Below are 18,736 nucleotides of genomic sequence, written 5' to 3'. Positions count from 1 at the left end.
CCCACCATGTCGGGATGTCCCTCCGAGGAAACGATTCTCGCCTTCGTGGAGGACCGCCTGCCGCATGAGCAGCGCGCCCTCGCGGAGACGCACCTGTCCCGCTGCGATTCCTGCGGGTCGCTGCTCGCGGCCGTCGCGGCGACGTGGCACGCGGAGGGCCGGTTCGTGGAGGCGGCTCCGCCCCGCTCGTTCGCTCCTGGGGAGCGGGTGGGGCCGTACGTCATCGTCGCCCATGCGGGCAGTGGCGCGATGGGGGACGTGTACCGGGCTCGCGATGGGCGGCTGGGACGGGACGTGGCCTTGAAGGTGCTCCCGCTCCGGTTCGCGCAGGACGCGGAGCGCCTGGCCCGTTTCCGACAGGAGGCCCGCGCGGCGGGCGCGCTGTCCCATCCCCACCTGCTCACGCTGTTCGACGTGGGGACCCACGAGGACGTGCCGTACCTCGTCACCGAGTGGCTGGAGGGGGGCACCCTGCGGGCGCGGCTGATGCGTGGGCCGCTTCCACCAGAGCAGGCGCTGCGGCTGGGCATCCAGTTGTCACAGGGGCTCGCGGCCGCGCACGCGCGTGGCGTCATCCACCGCGACCTCAAGCCCGCGAACATCTTCCTGTGCTCGAACGGCAGCGCGCGGGTCCTCGACTTCGGGCTGGCCCGGCTCACCGAGCGCATCGAGGACGCCTCGCTCACCCAGAGCGGCGCGGTGGTGGGCACCGCCGGGTACATGGCTCCGGAGCAGATCCGCGGCCAGGGCGTGGATGCTCGCGCGGATGTGTTCTCGCTCGGCGCGGTGCTCTACGAGGCCGTGAGCGGCCGTGCTCCCTTTGGCGGTGACAGCCCGGTGGAGCGGATGAGCGCCGCGCTCCGCGATGCGCCTCCCGTGCTGCCGGGAGAGCTGGGGACGGTGATTGCTCGCTGTCTGGCGAAGGATCCAGGCGAACGGTTCCAGTCCGCGCAGGACCTGGCCTTCGCCCTGGAGTCCATCGCGGCTCGTGGTGCGCCCCTGGCCTTGCGGCGCGGAGTGTTCCCACGCCCTGCCCTGTGGGTGGCCGCGGCGGCCGTGCTGCTGTCTGTCGTGGGTGGCTTCCTGGCGTTCGGACACAGGCCGGCGACTGCGGCGGTGCCAACGGCGCAGTCCTCACGCCCGACGTACCGCCCCGTCACGTTCCGCCGGGGCCACGTGCTCAACGCCCGGTTCTCCGCGGACGGACACACGTTGCTCTATGGCGCGGCGTGGGAGGGAGGACCCGCGGAGCTCTACAGCGCGCGCACGGAGCGTCCGCTGTCACAACCGCTGGGGCAGCACGCGGATGTGCTCGCCGCGTCCTCGAAGGGGGAGCTGGCGGTGCTGCTCGAGCCCCGGTTCTTCGACGCCGAGCATGGCAGCGGGACGCTCGGCTTGATGCCGCTCGCGGGCGGCGCGCCCCGGGCCGTGCTCGATGGCGTGCTGGAGGCGGACTGGGGACGTGCGGATGGACCGCTCGCGGTGGTGCGCCGCGTGGGCGAGAACTTCCGGCTGGAGCAGCCCCCCGGCACGGTGCGCTTCGAATCCCAGGGATGGATCAGCCACGCACGCGTCTCCCCCGACGGAGCGCGGATCGCCTTTCTGTTCCATGCACATCCCAAGGACGACCGGGGCGGGGTCTGGGTGCTGGAGAAGGACGGTCCGCCCCGCGAGCTTTCGTCGGACTGGGCGAGCATCCGGGGCCTGGCGTGGTCTCCCGATGGAAGCGAGGTGTGGTTCACCGCCTCGCGTACAGGCGCGGACTCCGAGCTGTTCGCGGTCGACCTGCGCGGCACGACGCGGCCGGTGGATCGGATCGCCGGGCGGATGGTGCTGCATGACATCTCCCAGGACGGCTCCGTCCTGGTGGATCACCCGATGATCCGCACGGGGCTGGCGTTCGGGCACGCGGGCACGGAGCGGGACCTGACGTGGTCGGACTCGTCGTTCATGACGGACATGTCCCGCGATGGCCGGACCTTCCTCTTCACCGAGGGCGCGGAGGTGGAGGGCCCCACCTACGGCGCCTATCTGCGCACCTCCGATGGCGCACCACCGATCCGCCTGGGCGACGGCATCCCCATGGCGCTGTCTCCGGACGGCAAGCAGGTGCTGCTGGTGCGCTACGGCGAACAGATGGAGTTCCTGCTGCTGCCCACGGGCGCGGGCGAGCCTCGGTCGCTGTCGCTCGCTCCTGTCACCACGGTGCTCACGGCGCGCTGGTTCCCGGATGGGAAGCGGTTGCTCCTTCGCGCGCACGAAGAGGGACGTCCTGCCCGGCTCTGGGTCTTCGAACCCGGCTCCGGAGCCCCCAGGCCCATCACGGAGGAAGGCACGGGCTTCCACACGGTCATCTCACCCGATGGCCTCCGCCTCGCGACCGTGGACGCGGAGGGAAGCCTCCGCCTGTTCTCCCAGACGGGTGAGGCGCAAGGCACCGTCCCCGGCCGGTTCACGGATCAATGGGTGGCGGGCTGGGACGCGAGCGGAACGGCGCTCTACCTGCGAAGCGTCTCGCTCCCGGTGCGCGTCTCCAGGGTCGACGTGAAGACCGGCGCGAGCACGCCACACCTGACCCTTCCAGCGGGGGGCGTCATGCCAGGCCTCATCTCCGTGATGACGATGGCGATCTCCGAGGACGGAAAGTTCTACACATACAGCTACAACGAGGCGCTTTCCCGGCTGTATCTGGTGGAGGGATTGGTGGGAGCCCGGTCTTCCCCGCAATAACGGTGCTAGACTTCCATTGCGGTCCAAACCCAACCGGAGGTCGTGATGAAGCTCAAGATGGCGCTGGCGGCGATGGCGGCATGTCTGGGATTCGCGGCGGGATTCACCAACACCCAGGCCGAGGCGGCAGGTCCCTGTCCGTACTGTATCGACATGCGCGCCCGGTGCATGCGCAACGCGACGACTCCGGCGCAGGAAGAGGCCTGCTACGTCCAGTTCGACAAGTGCCGCATTGACTGGTGCGAGCCGCGCTGAACGCATCCGAGAACCGCGCCGCTCCGGACCGTGCCGAGCCGGGCCGCGCGGTTCCCGTCACTTCACTTCACATCAGGCGTTCTTCAGGTTCTCGTTCACGAAGTCCCAGTTCACGAGGCTGTTGAGGAAGGTCTCGATGAACTTGGGGCGCAGGTTGCGGAAGTCGATGTAGTAGGCGTGCTCCCAGACGTCGATGGTGAGCAGCGCCTTCTTGCCGTGCTTCAGCGGCAGGTCCGCGTTGGACGTCTTCATGATGGACAGCTTGTTGCCGTCCTTCACCAGCCAGGCCCAGCCGGAGCCGAACTGCGTGATGGCGGCTTCGGTGAACTGCTTCTTGAACTCGTCGTAGGAGCCGAAGTCGCGGTCGATGGCGGCCGCGATGTCACCCGTCGGCTTGCCGCCGCCGGCCGGCTTCATGCAGTTCCAGAAGAAGGTGTGGTTCCACACCTGGGCCGCGTTGTTGAACACGGGGCCGTCGCTGCTGAGGATGACGTCCTCCAGCGACTTGCTGGCCTCGGGCTTGCCCGCGGTCAGCTCGTTGAGCTTGTTGACGTACGCGGCGTGGTGCTTGTCGTGGTGGAACTCCAGCGTCTCCTGGCTCATGTGAGGGGCCAGCGCGTCCTTCTTGTACGGGAGCTCGGGCAGCGTGAAGGGCATCGGGTGCGTCCTTTCCGGGTTCAGTGAGGTTTCAGCTACTCGTTCGCTACTTCGGGGCGGGCCCTGGCTCCGGGTGCGCCGTCAGCGCGCGATACCCCCGGTTCCAGTAGAGCAACGGTTCTTCGTCCACTCCCCGCTGGATGCGCTCCACACGGCCCACCAGCAACAGGTGATCGCCGTAACGGTGCACATCCAACAGAGCGCACGCCAGACCCACCAGGCTGTCCTGCACGAAGGCACCTTCGTCGAACATCCGGCCTTCGGCCTCCCCCTTCGCGCAGCGGACCGACACGTCGCGTTGGATGGTGGACAGCACGCTCACACTGAAGCGGCGGGCGGCCTCCACGCGCTTGAGCGTGCGGGAGGACTGCTGCAGCGCCAGGGCAATCAGCGGAGGCGTCAGGGAGAGGGAGCTGAAGGAGCTGACCGTCGTCGCCGCGATCCCGTCCGCGTCACGGACGGAGACCACCGCCACCCCGCTCGCCCACCGGGACATCGCGTCCCGGAAGTCCAGGGCCGACACCCCTTCAGTACCACTCTGAGTCATGTGCCGGTCTCTACCACCCGCCCCGCCACCCGGTCAGCACTTCCTCCAATCCATTGGCGGAATACCAACGCAGTGGAACCTGCCCTCCGGGCCCGTCCATGGCCGGATCCACCCGCCCTCCGTATGCTGGCCGGCTGGAGGCGCCCATGGATCCGTTGTGGGGGGAGACGCTGAGGCGTCTGGATGCGCTGCTCGTCCAGGTGTGTGACCTGGAGGAGGCCCGCGCTTCGAAGCTCCGGGGGGAACAGGAGAATGGCTGGGATGCCGTGCGCACCACCGTGCGCCCTTCCACCGCCGAGCTCGCCTTCAGCTCGGCGCTCGCGGAGACGCCGCTCCTGGGGACTTCGCCTCCCCTTCCCTTCGCGCGGCTGCGGGCTTCACTTCGCGTCGACACCGTGGAGGAGGAGGCGCTGTTGCTCCTGCTCGCGACGTGGCTGGAGCCCCGGTACTCGCGCCTGTTCGCCGTGCTCCAGGACGAGACCGCGCAGGGATGGAACGTGGAGCGATTGCTGCTCACCGTCCTGGGACGTACGCCTGCTCGCGCGCAGCGCTTGCTGGCGTCCCTGACCGACAGCGGACTCCTGGTGGGCGGTGGATTGTTGCAGACGGGCGCTGGCGCTTTTCCTCCCATGCTCCGGCCCGTGGACCTGGCTCCGGAGGTCCGCGAGGCCCTGCTGGAACTGCCCCGTCCCTCCGTGCTGGGCGAGCTCTCGCTGGAATGGCATGGACCGGAGGTGCCGCCTTCTTCGTCACTCGGGACGTTCGCTGTCGTGCATGGCGAGGGGGAGCGACTGGGCGTGGCGATGAGCCTCGCTGACGAAGCCGGTGTGCCGCTGGTTGTCGCTCGGTGGGCTGGGGCTCCGGAGCCGGTTTCCATGGCCCGGGCCCTGTGGCGTCTGGCGTCGGTGCGCGGCGCGATGCTGGCCGTGGACATGTCCGGTGGGGAGCGGGGGCTGGCACTCTCCGTCACGGAGACGCTGTCTGGATTGTGCCAACGGTTTGGCGGGCGGGCCCTGGTACTCGCGGACTCCGCGCAACCCTTCGCCGTGCCGCACCATGAGGCTCCCGCTCCAGGCTTCGTCCAGCGGCGGACCCTGTGGATGGAGGAGGCACGGGTTCGGGGACTGTCATTGACGGAGGCGGATGCGGGACGGCTGGCGTCTGGCTTTCGGGGCGGGGTTCAGGAAATCCGCCGCGTGTTCGACTCGGCTCCCGGCGGTGACGTGGATGCGCTTCGTGCCGCGGCCTCGCGGCTGGTCCAGGTGCCCTTGCGCCATGGCTACCGGCTGGAGACATCGCGAACGTTCGAGGACCTCGTGGTGCGTGACACCACTCGCGCGGCGTTGGAGCGCCTGTTGTTCTACGTGGCGCAGCGCGATCGCGTCGCCGAAGAGCGTGGCCTGTCACGTCGCTTCCGGATGCACACGGGCCCGGTGGCGCTTTTCTCCGGACGCTCCGGCACGGGAAAGACCCTGGCGGCGGAGGTCATTGCCCATGCGGTGGGCCGGCCGCTGTATGTCATCGACCTGTCCCGGCTCGTCAGCAAGTACGTGGGTGAGACGGAGAAGAACATCGACGAAGTGCTGTCCCACGGCGAGCGCTCCGGCGCCGTGCTGTTCTTCGACGAGGCGGACTCGCTGTTCTCCGCGCGCACGGAGGTCAGCAACGCCAATGACCGCTTCGCCAACCTGGAGGTCGGCTTCCTCCTCCAGCGCATCGAACGTCACGACGGGCTGATCATCCTCGCCACCAATCTTCAGACGGCCATCGATGAAGCCTTCTTGCGCCGCTTCCACGCGCGCATCGAGTTCCCCTTCCCCGAGGTCGACGAGCGACGCCGCATCTGGGAGCTGATGCTTCCGGAGGGCGTGCCTCGCGCGGGGGCTCTCGACCTGACGGGCCTGGCGCAGCGGCACCGGCTGGCGGGCGGTGACATCCGCAACGCCGCGCTCAAGGCCATCTTCCTCGCCGAACAGGCGGGTGCTCCGCTGTCTCAGGAGCACCTGGAGCGCGCGGTCGCACTGGAGCTGTATGAACTGGGCCGGCTCTCGCGGCGTCCGGAGGCGGAGGCTCCTTCGGACGCGGGCACACGCCTTCGTCGCGTGGCGGAAGTGTTCCAGGAGGCACTGGACTCGCAGCTCAGACAACACTTCCTCAAGGAGGTCCACATCCTCCACGGCTCTCCCACCCGGGAGGCGCTCGCGGGGAAGCGGCCCGCCGTGTCGCTCGCGCTCTACCGGCTGGCTGTCACCCAGAACGGTGCGCTGCGGCTGGGGCTCATCGTCTCCGCGTGGTCCCACCGCGCGGAGGAGGAACATGAGCTGCTTGGCGTGTTGCATGGGTTGCTCTCACGTGGACTCCCGCACGAGCTGGATGGCCGCAAGCTCACACCTCGCGTCCAGGAGAGTTATGACTTTGACCTGCTCCATCGCTTCTGGAGCAGTCATGGACATCCCATCCGGGCCTCGCTGGTCCTCGATGTGGAGATGACCTAGCGTCCCTCGCGCTGATGGTGCGGGGGGGACCGTGCGCATCCGTGACCAGGGCCCGAAGGCCTCCGCCAAGGCCATGCTCCGGAAGAACTCCGGGCGCACTCCCTCGTCCTCCGCGGCCCTTCCTCGTGCTCCGGGTGTCGTTCCCCGGGGCCCTTCCTCGTCCAATCCCGCGCGTGAGCTGGCGGCGCGGCTCGCGTCGCTGAAGGGCGCGGCCCCTGCTCTCCACGGGCCTGTGCTCCGTGATGCCGCTCGCGACATGGAGCGCCGGTGGAGCGACCCAGCGTGGCGGATGCTGGGCGGTCCGCGCTCGCATCTTTTCGAGCCTTGCCCGGTCCACCCGCCGGAGGTCGCGCTGCTCTCCACTCCCGGCGCCGTCGAGGCGGAGCTGGGCATCCATGGGCTCGCGCCACAGCCGAACACCGGGCTCGCGCAGGCGGCTGGCGCGTCCCAGCCCGCGACCCTCGCGCAGCAGGAGGAGGATGCTCGACGGCGTGATGCGGCGCGCATGGCCGTCCTGCCTCTGGGCTCCGCTGAGCAGCTCGGAGACACCGCCGCGCGGCTCGCCGAGGCCCGTGATTCAGACCTCGAACCCTCCACGGTCACTGAGGAGTCGGAGGCGGCGGGACTCGGGGGCAGCACTTCTCCAGCGCCTGATGCCATTGCAGCAACCACCGTCGAAGCGCCCAGCGCGGGCGGCGACGTGGCAACGCCTGAGCAAGCTCCCGCGCCGGCATCCATCCCCACGGGGACCGCTCCGGGCGGCATGGACGACGCCGCGCGCATCGACACGCTGGTGTCCGCGCTGTCGAGCCAGAGCGATGTCCACATCGTCGTGCGTCAGGCCTCCCCTGGCGCAGGGCCCCAGGAGCCTCCTCCCATCCAGACGGATGCCGCGGTCGACACAGGCCCCAGGGTGCCCGTGCCTCCGGCCGCGATGGAGTGGCAGAAGGAGCTGGCCGCGGCCCATGCGCAGGGCGTCCAAGGCATCAAGCACGGTCTCGAAACCGCTCCGGATCCGACGGGTGCCGTCGCGGCGGTGGAGCCCCCCGCCAGCCTTCCCGCGCCGCCTCCTGCTCGGGCAGCACCTGTCACGGCGGGGCCCATCCCCGCGGCGCCAGCGGTGAGCGCGGACGCGGATCCGGTCGCCGCATGGAAGGGCCGCATCGCCAGCAGCACGGCGCAGGTGCCAGAGCCACAGCTTCCTCCGGCGCCCCGCTACACGTTCAAGATCACCCAGGCCGCCGTGGACCCCAACGCGGTCCGCGCCGCGCGCCTCAAGCAACTGGAGGACGAAGGCAAGAAGGCCATCACCCCGGCGAAGCAGCCGAAGGACCTTCCAGCCATCCCGGATGATCCCACCGGCAAGGCCTCTTCGCTGGTGGATGCGAAGTGCGACCGGAAGCTGGACGTCAAGGACGCCAAACTCCCCGACCTGCGGAAGAGCCCGCTGGGCCACGTGCCGGAGATTGGCGCGCAGCTCGTGCGCGACGACGGCGGGCACATGCTCATCAAGGGCCCGCTCGGCGACCTCGTCTACAAGCCCGGCGGCCCCAAGCCCACCGACCCGGAGCAGCTCAAGGACTGGACGCGCCTCCAGAAGAAGATCACCGCCGAGGCCGACAAGCAGAAGAAGGCGAAGGTCCAGCCCAAGGAACCCGCGAAGGGCATCACCGTCCTCGAACAGGCCGCCCCCGCGCCCATCAACGTCCCCGACTTCGCTCGCGTGGACATTGGCGACGTGCTGGCTCGGCTGCTCGCCGCTCCGGACAAGTACGCGGACGCCTCCGTCCAGAAGGCCCGCGAGGCCTATGTCCCGGGCGGCCTGGATGCGTCCTGGGGCATCGCTCTCATCGCCGCCGAACGCCCCATCTTCGCCGCAGAGCTCCAGCGCGTCGCGGACGCCGCTCAGATCAAGAAGGAGGACCTGGACGCGAAGGTGGAAGCCCGCCGCAAGCAACTGGTGGACTCGCACGTCGCAACCACCGGCACGCTCAGCAAGGCGCACGAGGACGCGAAGAAGAGCCTGGAGGAGGGCGGCAAGTCGTTCGCTGATTCCCTGTCGCGCATGCGCGCGTCGCTCGATGCGCAGTCCGAGGCCAAGGCCGCCGCCATCAAGGGCGGCGTCGACCTGACCGAGGCCCGGCGCAAGCGCGATGCACTCATCGCAGCCGTGGACACCAAGGTGAGCAACTGGGTCGTCCGGTACGACCAGAACGGCAAGCGCTTCAAGGAAGCCTTCGTGAAGGCCGCGAGCGACCAGATGCACGCCTACGAGCTCGCCGCGCTCCAGGACGAGTGGGAGCTCAAGAAGGACGCCGGCGATGATCCGGTGAAGCTCAAGGCCGCCACGGAGGCGTACCGCCCCACCAAGAAGTGGATGGACGACCGCCGCAAGGAGATTGGCGCTGTCGTCGCGAAGGCGAAGCGCGACATCGACCAGAGCGTGGAGCGCTATCAGCAGGAGCTGCGCGACGCGGGCAAGGAGGCCCGGGAGGTCATCCGCGATTGGCACGCGAAGCAGATCGGCTACGAGCGCGGCTTCTGGGACCGGCTGCTCGGGTGGATCATCGACTGGCTGGCGGCCGCCCACGACGAGAGCCGCGCTTGGGAGACCGCTCGCGCGGCGGAGAACAAGACGTCGCTGGATCAGAACATGCTGTTCCTCGCGGAGGTGCGCCTGCGCCAGGGCGAGGAGCTGGACGAGGAGACCATCAAGGGGAACAACGCCCTCAGCGAGGAGCAGAAGGCCATCCTGCTCTCCTACTACGGCAAGGGTGGCAAGGACGCGGTGCAGGCGCTCGCGGAGGGACTGGCCGTGCGCATCATCGGCCAGCGCCGCAAGCCGCTCATGGAGGCCCTGGAGAAGGAGCTGCTCGCGTCCACCGACCTGGAGCGGCTCAAGGTCGTCGTCGACCAGCAGGAGCCCCTCTTCAGCAACCGCGCTCGCAACATCTCCCTCAAGGTCTGGGAGGGCGTGGACCAGTGGGGCACGGACGAGAAGAAGATCTTCGACGCGCTCGCCAACCTCAACCCGCTCCAGGGCCACTACATCGAGCTCCTCTACCAGCAGGAGCACAACGAGAACCTGCGCGAGCGGCTCAAGAGCGAGCTGGACGACTTCTTCAGCACCACCACGCACGACTGGGACAAGGCGGAGGCGCTGCTCTCCGGCAACGCCTCCAAGGCCGCCGCCGTCGAGCTGAACGACGCCATGGAGGGCACCTTCCTCGGGACCGGCTGGGGCACGGACGAGGACGCCATCTTCAACCTGCTTCGCGGCAAGACGCCGGAGCAGATCGAAGCCATCAAGAAGGCCTACCAGCTGAAGTACGGCAAGGACCTCGTCGCCCAGATGGACGACGAGCTGCGCAGCGGCGCGCGCACGACGCACGACGCGGACGAGATGCACGCCCTGGTGGAGGGCCGCACCGAGGACGCGCGCGCCATCGAGATGGACCGCGCCATGCGCGGCGGGTGGTTCTTCGGCCTGGGCACCGACCGCAAGGCCATGGAGGGCGTCTACGACCGCATCCGCAAGGAGACGGAGGCCGACGCCCAGCAGTACGGCTGGGACACCCAGACGTTCCGCGCGGAGCTGCTCAAGCGCAACCAGGCCATCGACGCGTCGTATGAGCAGCAATACGGCACGGATTGGACCCAGCGCACCGCGGGCGAGAGCGCGCTCAGCGCCGCGTTCCACGACGAGATGAAGGGCGAGGACCTCAAGCTCATCGAGGGCCTGCGCGACGACAAGGGACTCCAGGTGGATGCCGCGCGCATCCGCATCGAGCACACCAGCGTCTTCTACGCGGACGACAAGGTCATCCGCGACGCCATGTCCGCGCAGGGCAAGCGGCAGATCGCCGACGCGCGCCGCGACGGCTACCTGGACATCCAGGAGCGGATGGACATCGAGCGCGGCCTGGACGAGGCGAAGGTCAAGCCCGCCAGCGAAGGCCCGCTCACCGAGGAGGACCGCCGCAAGGGCCGCATCAGCGAGCTCGAGTTCCTGGAGAAGTGGAGCCCGGAGAAGGTCCAGGCCCGCATCGCGAAGGAACACAAGGAGGTGGACGTCAAGGCGAAGGCCCAGGCCCAGGCCGACGCCATGGCGAACATGAAGGCGCTGGCGGCCGAGTACGACAGCGCCTACGTGGAGGGCACGCACCTTCAGGCGAGCTTCGAGCAGGCCGTCCTGATGGACACGTCCGGCGCGGACCGGGACGCCGTCGCGGCGATGCTGAAGAAGGGCTACCTCACCGACGCGGAAGTCGTTCAGTACGCCGTGCAGGGCGTGGGCACGGACGAGGACGCGCTCAAGGAGGTCTTCGCCGGGAAGACGAAGGCGGAGATCCAGGCCATGGCCGAGGAGTGGGCCAAGGACCACCCCGCCGACCCTGGCGACACGCACACGCCCTTCGAGCGCTTCCGCGCGCGCATCGACGAGGAGCTGAGCGGACGCGAGGCCTTCGACATCCTCGACATGGTGGACTACGGCGAGCCCGTCACGCCCCGTGAGAAGGCGGACCGCGCCTGGCGCCGGGTGCACTTCGAGGCGAGCTCCACCAACAGCCTGGCGTCCTCGGAGTACCAGCTGGTGCTGGACCAGGCGTCCGCGCTCGACGCGGAGGTGAGCGCGCTGGAGCTGCACGAGCGGATGCGCCCCAAGCCCGGGGACAAGAACTACACCGCCGACGGGCTGCGCAAGTGGCAGGACGACTGGGAGAAGAAGTCCGAGCGCGTGCAGCGCCAGGGTGATTACGCCGACGAGTCGGTGCAGATGCACCGCGAGCAGGTGGACTTCATCACCGACCGGCTGGTGATGGTCCTCACCGCGGTGGTGATGGCGGTGGTGGTCATCATCGGCGTCATCGTCAGCATCTTCTTCCCGCCCGCGGGCGCGGGGTTCTGGGCCGCGTTCGGCGCGTTCATGGCCAGCACGCCGGTGCTGGTGGGCACTGCGGTGGCGACTGCCGCCGTGACGATGCTGACCAAGGCCGCCATGAAGGGCAGCGCCTACGGCTGGGAGGAGGCCGCCACCGACGCGGGCATGGGCGCGGTGGACGCCCTCACCGCCGCGGCCACCGCCGGCATGGGCACGAAGCTGCTCAAGCTGGGGTTCCTGGCGCGCATGGCGGAGGAAGGCGGCGTGCTGGCGCGGATGACGGCGCACGGCCTGGCCCAGGGCGCGGAAGGCCTGGCGCAGTCCGTGCCCTCCGCGTTCCTGGGCAACGTCCTCAACGACGCGAACTACAAGGGCGGCAACGCGCTCTTCAACGTGCTGGCCGGCACCGCCCTGCAGGCGGCGCCGGGCGCGGTGATGGCCGGAGGGCTGGGCGCGCTGGGCGGCATCTCCAAGCCCCACGTGCCACCGCGCACCCAGGACCTGCTCAACTTCCGGGGCACGCCCAAGGAGCGGCTGACCCTCTTCAAGAAGTGGAAGGCGGAGAACCCCGCCGGGAACATGAAGGAGTTCCTGCGCGAGTTCGACGAGGGCCTGCTCAAGCAGATGTCGGGCGACTTCGACCGGCAGCAGCTCCAGCGCGCCATGCGCAAGGAGCTGCTGGAGCACATCCCGCCCGCGCAGCGAAAGGCGTTCGCGAACACGCCCATCGAGCTGATCTCCGAGGCGGACTTCGAAGCCCTCACCGGCAGCAAGTCCGCGCAGGCCGTCACGATGTTCCGGCGCGGCAAGCCCACCATCATCGTCAAGGCGGGCGCGGACCTGTCCGACCTGGGCGAGGAGGGCCTGCACCTGCTCCAGCGCCACGACAAGGCGACGCGCGACCTGATCAAGGCCCTGGACGAACGGGCGCTGCGGAACTGGGACAAGCTGCCCATCGAGAAGCAGTTCGAGCTCTATCGCAAGAAGCTGCTCCTGGAGATCGACGCGCAGGAGTCGCTGCTCACGTCGCTGGAGGGCAAGCGCGGCGTGTCCATGGAGCAGGAGGAGGCGACCCGCCGCATCCGGCAGGGCAAGAAGACGCTGGAGAACCTGCGCCAGCGGATGAAGGAGGTGGATGCCTTCACGCCCCTGGACATGGCGGAGTTCGGCCAGGGCGTGCGCTCGAAGCCGCAGTACCTGAATGAGCCTCCACGGCTGTTCAGCAAGAAGAAACCGCCCGTGCCTCCGCCGGAGGCGGAGGGGGCCAGGCAGCTGGAGATGGAATTCACCCCGGCGAAGCCACCGGAGGTGGTCGTTCCGGAAACGAAGCCGCCGGCGGTCACGACGCGCGGAGGTGGGAAGAAGAAGGCGCTGGTGCTCACCGTGACGGACACGGAGCCGGTCATCCGGCAGTCAGGCCGGCCCAACGACGTGTGGCCCAACACCGTGCTCCACGCCGACCACCCGGAGGTGGGGCCGTTCTCGAAGGGGGGGCCGGAGCTGGATGATCCGTTCATCAAGAGCGCGCCGCGCCAGGTGTTCACCGACGCGCAGCGGGCGCGCACCACGCTGGTGCTGGATCCGTCGGACACGGTGGCGCAGATCGGCCCCGCGTGGCAGGAGGTCAAGTACCGCCCCAAGGAGCTCCGCTACTACAAGCTGGTGGAGGTGACGCGCGCCAGCGGTGAGACGGAATACATCGAGCTCATCCTGTCCAAGCGCTCCGGCAACCGCTGGGAGCCGCGCGGCTTCATCACCACCGAGGCGGGCGAGGTGGTGGAGAAGCAGAAATCCCTGGCGTTCACGGAGGCGCTGCTCGGCGAACGGCTGGGGCCGACGGAGCGATTCCGGCGGCTGGACTTCAAGCCCAGGGGCGCGGAGCAAGGCAGCGGCATCGATGAAATCATCGTCGAGTTCGACCACGCCGCGGATCCGACGAGCGCGAAGCTCCACCTGGTCGAGGTGAAGGGCGGCAAGCACGCCCCCAGGCTCAAGGACTTCACTGCGGTGGGAGAGAACCTCCGCAAGAACCTGGACGACCTGCAAGCGCAGCTGTCGGACCTGGCCTGGGCCCGGGCGAGAGGCCTGGGGCCGGCGCACCTGGAGGCGCTGACCAAGGCCATCGACGAGTGGCGGATCTCCATCGAGCTGCGCGTGGGGCCCATCACCCCCATGCCTCCGCCGGGCTGGGAGCTCGTCGACCGCGTCGAACGCATCGCGGACGCGTGGCGCAAGATGTCGCTGGTCCGGGAGGTCATGCCCCACGGTTCGGCCCCCCGCGCGGAGCTCGATGCCCTGATGGTTGCCTTCAGGGACGAGCTGAAGAAGGGCCGCGTCGGGGCCACGCTGAAGGTGCTGAAGAAGGTGGAGTCAGCGCTCAAGGGCACGAAGCGCAAGCCAGGCCTGCTGGCCCAGTACAACATCGATCCAAAGCAGCTGAAGGGGCTCATCCACAGCCTGGACCCGAACGTGAAGCCGGGGGAGATCGCCCGGATCATCGAACCGTTCGAGACCGCGAAGCGCATTCGCACGATAGGTCCCACCGGCAACGTGCTGGGCTGGGGGGACTTCGACATCACCGTCTCTCGCAGCTGGAGCAGCCGCCGGTTCAAGCGCTTCGAGCTGGCGCAGATGCGGGACCTGCAAGCGGGGCTGGAGGACATCCCGGAGCTGGACCCCTCGACGTTCGGCACGCTGTCGCTCCGGGACCGGCAGCAGGCCCTCAAGAAGTCGGTGGGCGCGGCCATGGACGCAATGGGCATCCCCCGGTCGCGCCGTCCACAAGTCCAGTTCCAGAACCTGCCGGCTGGGGACTACGGATGGATGGAATGGGACTTCAACGTCACGCACCAGGGCCGGCTCGCGCCCGTGAGCCGGCGTGGCGTCATCGTCATCAACGAGAACCTGGACGTGGGCGACGCGGTGGGCACCGCCGTCCATGAGTCGCGTCACTACTATCAGGCGTATCAGGCCTACCAGTACTCGATAGGCCGACAGTCGCATCCGTTCTCACGCCGGTGGTGGCGCAACCTGCCTGGCTCCGGCGGCCACTACTACGGGCCGGGAGACCCCCGGTACTTCCGGCAGCCCATTGAAACGGACGCGGAGAGCTTCGGCCGCCGCGTCATCGATCTCTTGCCGCCCCGCTGGCCTCCTCCATGATGAGGTTCCGACATGCGCGTCGCTCCTTCCACCTCCGTCACCTGCTTCGTGTGCGGCTCCACGTTCACCGTCCACAACCGGGTGGACCTGACCGGAGGCCGGCGGACCGTCCTCCAGGAACCGTCGGCCTGTCCCTTCTGTGATGCGCCCCTGCGGAGCATCCCCAGGCTGGACGTGGGCGTGGCCAAGAGCCTGTTGCTCACCGAGGCCGGCGCGCCGGAGGAGAAGAAGACATACGGAACGGTGGAGCGGTTCCTGGAGCGCTTCACCCGCACGGAGGCGGAGGTGGACACGCTGCTGACGTTGGCGCGCGAACTGGACCTGGAGGCCTGGGAGTCGGGCAACCTGGCGCGGCTCCAGCGGAGCAAGGATGCGGGGCTGAAGACGGAGACGAAGTTCGTCTCGAAGCTGCGCGAGGAGGCGGAGGACGGTGGCCTCTTCGAGCGATTGCAGCGCGCCGCGACGACCGTCAAAGATGCGCACCGCGCCCTGTGGAAGCACCACATGGCCCTCTTCCAGCAACGGCAGCAGCCGTGAACGAGGCGGAGTGACATGGCTGGAATCCCCGTGAACGTTCCAGGCACCTGGGCCGGGCTCTTCTCCGCCGAGTGGGGAGAGGACACCCACGCGCGCGAGCTCATGAAGCGCTTCTCGCCCATCGCGCTGACGAAGGCGAACACGCCCGTTCAATACCTGCGGACGCTGGCGGATGTGCTCGCGTCGCTCATCGTGTTGACGGGAGCCGAGGAGGCCCGCACTGCGGCCGCGCCCCTGGTGCCGCTGTGTGCGGCCGGAATCGAGCAGGCCGGGGGGTTCTTCGATTCGGTGGATCCGCCGCGAGTCGCCCTCCAGGTGCTGTCCTTCGTGAACGCGGCGGAAGCGTGCGGGGCCGCGCAGGGAATGGTGACGGCTTCGCCCGCGAAGGCGTGGCTGGAGGCCCTGGCGAAGAAGGTGAAGAAGCTGGATGACGTGTTGCTCTATCGCTGCGGGCTGGTGGCGCTCTGTCTGGGGGAGCCGGACCTGGCGGCGAAGCTGGTGGGGGGTGGGAAGCTTCCGGAGACGCTCACGCCCGGGGAGCAGTTCGGCTTCAACGTCCAGGGCTTCGTGCGCTACCTGGCGACGGCGATGAAGGTCGGGGCACCGTCTGAAGCGGTGCGGCCGGCGTGGGAGTCCTTCGTGGAGGGCTTTCCGAAGATCAAGGCCGCGGAGCAGGTCTCGTGGAGTGACCTGCTTTGGGCGGCTCGCGCGTACTTCGTGGGCGTGGAGGGGCGGCCGGTGGCGCGGGTGGGTGAGTCGCTGCATGCACTCGTGAAACCGACCTGATGCGCTCCCCTGCTCTCGTTGCCCGACCTGAGGTTTCTTTCGAGGCGATGGACCGGGTGCTGTCCGCGCTGGGCTGGCTCCTCCAGTCCGAAAGCCAGACGCCTCCGCTCATCCCAGGCGAGCCGGAGTTCGCGGTGTACGTGAAGCGCGGGACGGACTCGGCGATCCATTACACGTTCAACCCGGTGCTCCGGCTTCGGGTGCTGGAGTTCTCCGGACCTGACGCCGTGGGGGAATGGGTGGCCGTGCGCAAGGCGGTGCCGGTGATGGAGGCCCCGGCGCTCGCGGCGCTGCTGGCTTCGTCGGAGACGCGGGAAGTGTTGCTGGGGTTACTGGCCACGGAGACGCTGCGCGAGCGCTCGTCGATGGAGCGCGTGGCGGCGCTGCGCTTCCATCCGGAGTTCAGCGTGTCTCGGACCGCGGAGCGCGTGCTGGCGTCGCTGGTGCCGGATGGGACGGAGGAAGCGTTCGCGCGGTTGAAGGCGGAGAAGGAGGCGCACCCGGACCGCTCCGTGCTGTTCGCGCACCTGCCAGGGGAGGAGCAGCGGCGGCAGGTATTGCGCTGGCTCATCCATGATCAGGCGGCGTCCAATCCGGACGTCGACGCGGTGCTGCGCTCCGCGCTGGTGGACGCGGACGCGGAGGTTCGGGTGACGGCGGTGATGGCGGCGGCCCGGCTCCAGGCGAGGGAGGTGCTGCCGGCGCTGCGCGAGGCTCGGATGCCTACGTCGACGCGGGAGGGCGCGGACCCGAGGGACCGGCAGTTCTATTCGAACCTGCGGGACCTGGTGGTCCATGTGCTCGCGGGCCGACCGCTGCCTCCAGAGGGCTCACCGAAGCGCGAGCGGATGGCTCCGCTGCTGCGCGCGCTGTCGGGCCCCGCGGATGTTCGGGACGACCCCACGCTGCTGTTGCATGCGCTCACGACGCCGGTGGATCTGGGGCCGCGCCCGGTGGGACTGCCCGAAGCAGTGGTGGAACGGGACGGCACGTACAGGCTACGCCGGTCCGGGTTGGAGGCGCGCTGGGTGCCTCCGGTGGAGCATTGGCTGGGGACAGGGCCGACGCTGCGGCGGGTGATTTCTCCGGGGTTCTTCGTTGCTCGGGTACCCGTGAGCCGGGCCGCGGCGGCCTGGGCGATGGCGGCTTCACAGGGGCCGATGGGGACCGCGGGGCCGGACGCGGAGGAACCACTGCCGTGCACTCTCGTGGAGGCAGAGGAGCTGTGCTCGGCGCTGTCACGCATTGAAGGCGTGGCGCTGCGGCTGCCCTCCAGCGAGGAATGGGAGATGGCGGCCCGTGGGCCAGATGGGCGGCTGTTCCCCTGGGGTAATTCGATGCGGGACGACGGGGCTATTCGGGCTTCGCCCTGGGGCGTGGAGAAGCTCGTGGCTTCGCTTCCGCAGTGGGCGCGGGCGGGACTGCTGTGCGGGGGACGGGAACAGCCGCTGTGCGCTTCGCGCCGCGAGGTGTCGGCGGGGGTGGGCGCCGTGCGGTGGGTGCTGGCCTCCTGAAGCTGACTGGCAGTGCGAGGACGCCGGGACTGCCGCGCACGAAGCTGGGCCCCCTGGGATGGCGAGAAGTTTCAGGCTGGCCGCCACCTCCGGGAGCAAAGCGCCTCAAACCTGTCCGACTGTCGGACAGGTTTCCCGAGGCCGCAGGCCCGGGGCCCGTTCCCCGTGGAGCCACCGGCCACTGTCCTCGTCCGTCGAGTCGGGCGGGCTACTTCTTTGGCATCCGGATGTTGGGGTTCGCCGTGACTCGGGGGGCGCTCTTCGCCTTGAAGCTGCCGCCGGCCGCAGCCTTCATCGTGGGCCCCTTGGCCGCGGTTCCCAGTTGGGCCCTGGCTGTGTCCGTCTTGGGCTGCTGCGACGGCGCGATGGCCTTGTTCATGGCGGGCTTGCGGTCGGGTGTCTTCCGCGTCTGGGACGTCATTGTCTTCATGGGTTGCCTCCGGGAATGCGTCCGGCGGGGATGCCTTCCAGCTTGAGCGACACACCGGGCTGCGCTGGGACTTCCAGGTCCACCAGGCCTCCTGCGCCAGTGAGGTGCACGTCCGGGCCAATCTCCAGACGGCAGCCCACGGCCGGGCGTCCCGTGTGGTCCTGGACCAGCAGCCTGCGCCGGTCGTCGCTCACCACCACCGACGGGCGCCTCAATGTGACCTGCGCCTGCGCGATGAGCACGCAGCGCTGACCCTTCACGCTCGCTCGGACCTGGGCCCGGACCCGGGCGACTCCGGGGGCCTTGCCTTCGGGAGGTCTCGCCAGGAGCGTGGCACTGGCCGCGGGTGGACCTGGGAGGACCGCGCCTTCCCAGACCGCCTCGAGCCCTTCGTCCAGCCCCACCGCCGCGAGCGACAACGGCACGCGGATGGGTTCCGCGCCCAGCCAGAGTTCGTCTGGCGCGACGATGGCCACTTCGGGCTCCAGTTGGACGTCCGCGATCCAGGACCAGCGCTCTGTGAGCAGGTCCGCGAGCCAGCCGGCTTCTTCTGGCGACATCCGTTCCAGGGCCTTCTCCACGTGCGCCGGATCCGCCAGTCGTTGGAGCGCCGAGGCGCCCTCCCGGAACCGGGCGTTCTCCAACAGGCCGTCGAGCTGGTCCGGAAGCTGTTTCGCGAGGGAGCGCAGCAGGTGGCCCAATCGCTGTCTTGGAGGAAGTGCGTTCATCCTCGCCTCCTCC

Annotated in this window: 11 protein-coding genes; 7 read left to right on the top strand and 4 right to left on the bottom strand. The window is 69.1% G+C overall.

Annotation, left to right across the window (positions count from 1 at the left end; translation table 11 throughout):
* The first annotated feature begins 6 nt into the window (after positions 1 to 6).
* Positions 7 to 2,730 carry a serine/threonine-protein kinase gene (locus D7Y15_RS01400; RefSeq protein ID WP_121751465.1) on the top strand — a complete coding sequence of 908 codons (2,724 nt, stop codon included), beginning with the start codon at positions 7 to 9 and terminating at the stop codon, positions 2,728 to 2,730.
* Positions 2,731 to 2,775: 45 nt separating this feature from the next.
* Positions 2,776 to 2,985, top strand: a complete 210-nt coding sequence (locus tag D7Y15_RS01395) for a hypothetical protein (RefSeq protein WP_120574521.1) — start codon at positions 2,776 to 2,778, stop codon at positions 2,983 to 2,985.
* Positions 2,986 to 3,057: 72 nt separating this feature from the next.
* Here D7Y15_RS01395 and D7Y15_RS01390 read toward each other — a convergent pair whose 3' ends face one another.
* Positions 3,058 to 3,642, bottom strand: coding sequence for a superoxide dismutase (locus tag D7Y15_RS01390; RefSeq protein ID WP_120574520.1), 585 nt, complete (start codon positions 3,640 to 3,642; stop codon positions 3,058 to 3,060).
* Positions 3,643 to 3,688: 46 nt separating this feature from the next.
* Positions 3,689 to 4,189, bottom strand: a complete 501-nt coding sequence (locus D7Y15_RS01385) for a flavin reductase family protein (RefSeq protein WP_120574519.1) — start codon at positions 4,187 to 4,189, stop codon at positions 3,689 to 3,691.
* 146 nt (positions 4,190 to 4,335) lie between these two features.
* Between D7Y15_RS01385 and D7Y15_RS01380 the strand changes: the two genes are divergently transcribed.
* Genes D7Y15_RS01380 through D7Y15_RS46510 form a run of 5 tightly spaced genes read left to right on the top strand, consistent with a single transcriptional unit; the run spans position 4,336 to position 17,565 of the window.
* Complete coding sequence (locus D7Y15_RS01380; protein WP_158628984.1) at positions 4,336 to 6,684, top strand: AAA family ATPase; 2,349 nt, start codon at positions 4,336 to 4,338, stop codon at positions 6,682 to 6,684.
* Between the two features lie 31 nt (positions 6,685 to 6,715).
* Positions 6,716 to 14,728 (top strand): hypothetical protein, encoded by an 8,013-nt coding sequence (locus D7Y15_RS01370; protein ID WP_158628983.1) that lies wholly within the window; start codon positions 6,716 to 6,718, stop codon positions 14,726 to 14,728.
* A gap of 12 nt (positions 14,729 to 14,740) precedes the next feature.
* Positions 14,741 to 15,265 (top strand): hypothetical protein, encoded by a 525-nt coding sequence (locus D7Y15_RS01365; protein WP_120574515.1) that lies wholly within the window; start codon positions 14,741 to 14,743, stop codon positions 15,263 to 15,265.
* A gap of 15 nt (positions 15,266 to 15,280) precedes the next feature.
* Positions 15,281 to 16,051, top strand: a complete 771-nt coding sequence (locus D7Y15_RS46515) for a hypothetical protein (protein ID WP_148712672.1) — start codon at positions 15,281 to 15,283, stop codon at positions 16,049 to 16,051.
* Positions 16,051 to 17,565, top strand: a complete 1,515-nt coding sequence (locus D7Y15_RS46510; protein ID WP_148712671.1) for an SUMF1/EgtB/PvdO family nonheme iron enzyme — start codon at positions 16,051 to 16,053, stop codon at positions 17,563 to 17,565. Before D7Y15_RS46515 ends, D7Y15_RS46510 begins: the two co-directional genes overlap by 1 nt.
* Positions 17,566 to 17,773: 208 nt before the next feature.
* On the opposite strand, the gene D7Y15_RS01350 is transcribed toward D7Y15_RS46510, so the two are convergent.
* Together D7Y15_RS01350 and D7Y15_RS01345 are read right to left on the bottom strand one after the other, a co-directional pair.
* The gene (locus tag D7Y15_RS01350) at positions 17,774 to 17,995 is read right to left on the bottom strand and encodes a hypothetical protein (RefSeq protein WP_139916135.1); all 222 of its coding nucleotides are present in this window, start codon (positions 17,993 to 17,995) and stop codon (positions 17,774 to 17,776) included.
* Positions 17,992 to 18,723: a hypothetical protein gene (locus D7Y15_RS01345; RefSeq protein ID WP_148712670.1), complete on the bottom strand. Its 732-nt coding sequence runs from the start codon at positions 18,721 to 18,723 to the stop codon at positions 17,992 to 17,994. The genes D7Y15_RS01350 and D7Y15_RS01345 overlap by 4 nt, the downstream gene beginning before the upstream one ends.
* Positions 18,724 to 18,736: the final 13 nt, after the last annotated feature.

The organism is Corallococcus sp. AB030 (assembly GCF_003668965.1).
GTDB lineage: Bacteria > Myxococcota > Myxococcia > Myxococcales > Myxococcaceae > Corallococcus > Corallococcus exiguus.
Note: the sequence above shows the minus strand (reverse complement) of the source record. Positions and strands in the feature narration are given on the sequence as shown.

Bases quoted from the DNA above. Each gene is read 5' to 3' on its own strand.
- D7Y15_RS46515 (WP_148712672.1), top strand. From the start codon at position 15,281: ATGGCTGGAATCCCCGTGAACGTTCCAGGCACCTGGGCCGGGCTCTTC.
- D7Y15_RS46510 (WP_148712671.1), top strand. From the start codon at position 16,051: ATGCGCTCCCCTGCTCTCGTTGCCCGACCTGAGGTTTCTTTCGAGGCG.
- D7Y15_RS01380 (WP_158628984.1), top strand. From the start codon at position 4,336: ATGGATCCGTTGTGGGGGGAGACGCTGAGGCGTCTGGATGCGCTGCTC.
- D7Y15_RS01365 (WP_120574515.1), top strand. From the start codon at position 14,741: ATGCGCGTCGCTCCTTCCACCTCCGTCACCTGCTTCGTGTGCGGCTCC.
- D7Y15_RS01395 (WP_120574521.1), top strand. From the start codon at position 2,776: ATGAAGCTCAAGATGGCGCTGGCGGCGATGGCGGCATGTCTGGGATTC.
- D7Y15_RS01385 (WP_120574519.1), bottom strand. From the start codon at position 4,189: ATGACTCAGAGTGGTACTGAAGGGGTGTCGGCCCTGGACTTCCGGGAC.
- D7Y15_RS01390 (WP_120574520.1), bottom strand. From the start codon at position 3,642: ATGCCCTTCACGCTGCCCGAGCTCCCGTACAAGAAGGACGCGCTGGCC.
- D7Y15_RS01400 (WP_121751465.1), top strand. From the start codon at position 7: ATGTCGGGATGTCCCTCCGAGGAAACGATTCTCGCCTTCGTGGAGGAC.
- D7Y15_RS01345 (WP_148712670.1), bottom strand. From the start codon at position 18,723: ATGAACGCACTTCCTCCAAGACAGCGATTGGGCCACCTGCTGCGCTCC.
- D7Y15_RS01350 (WP_139916135.1), bottom strand. From the start codon at position 17,995: ATGAAGACAATGACGTCCCAGACGCGGAAGACACCCGACCGCAAGCCC.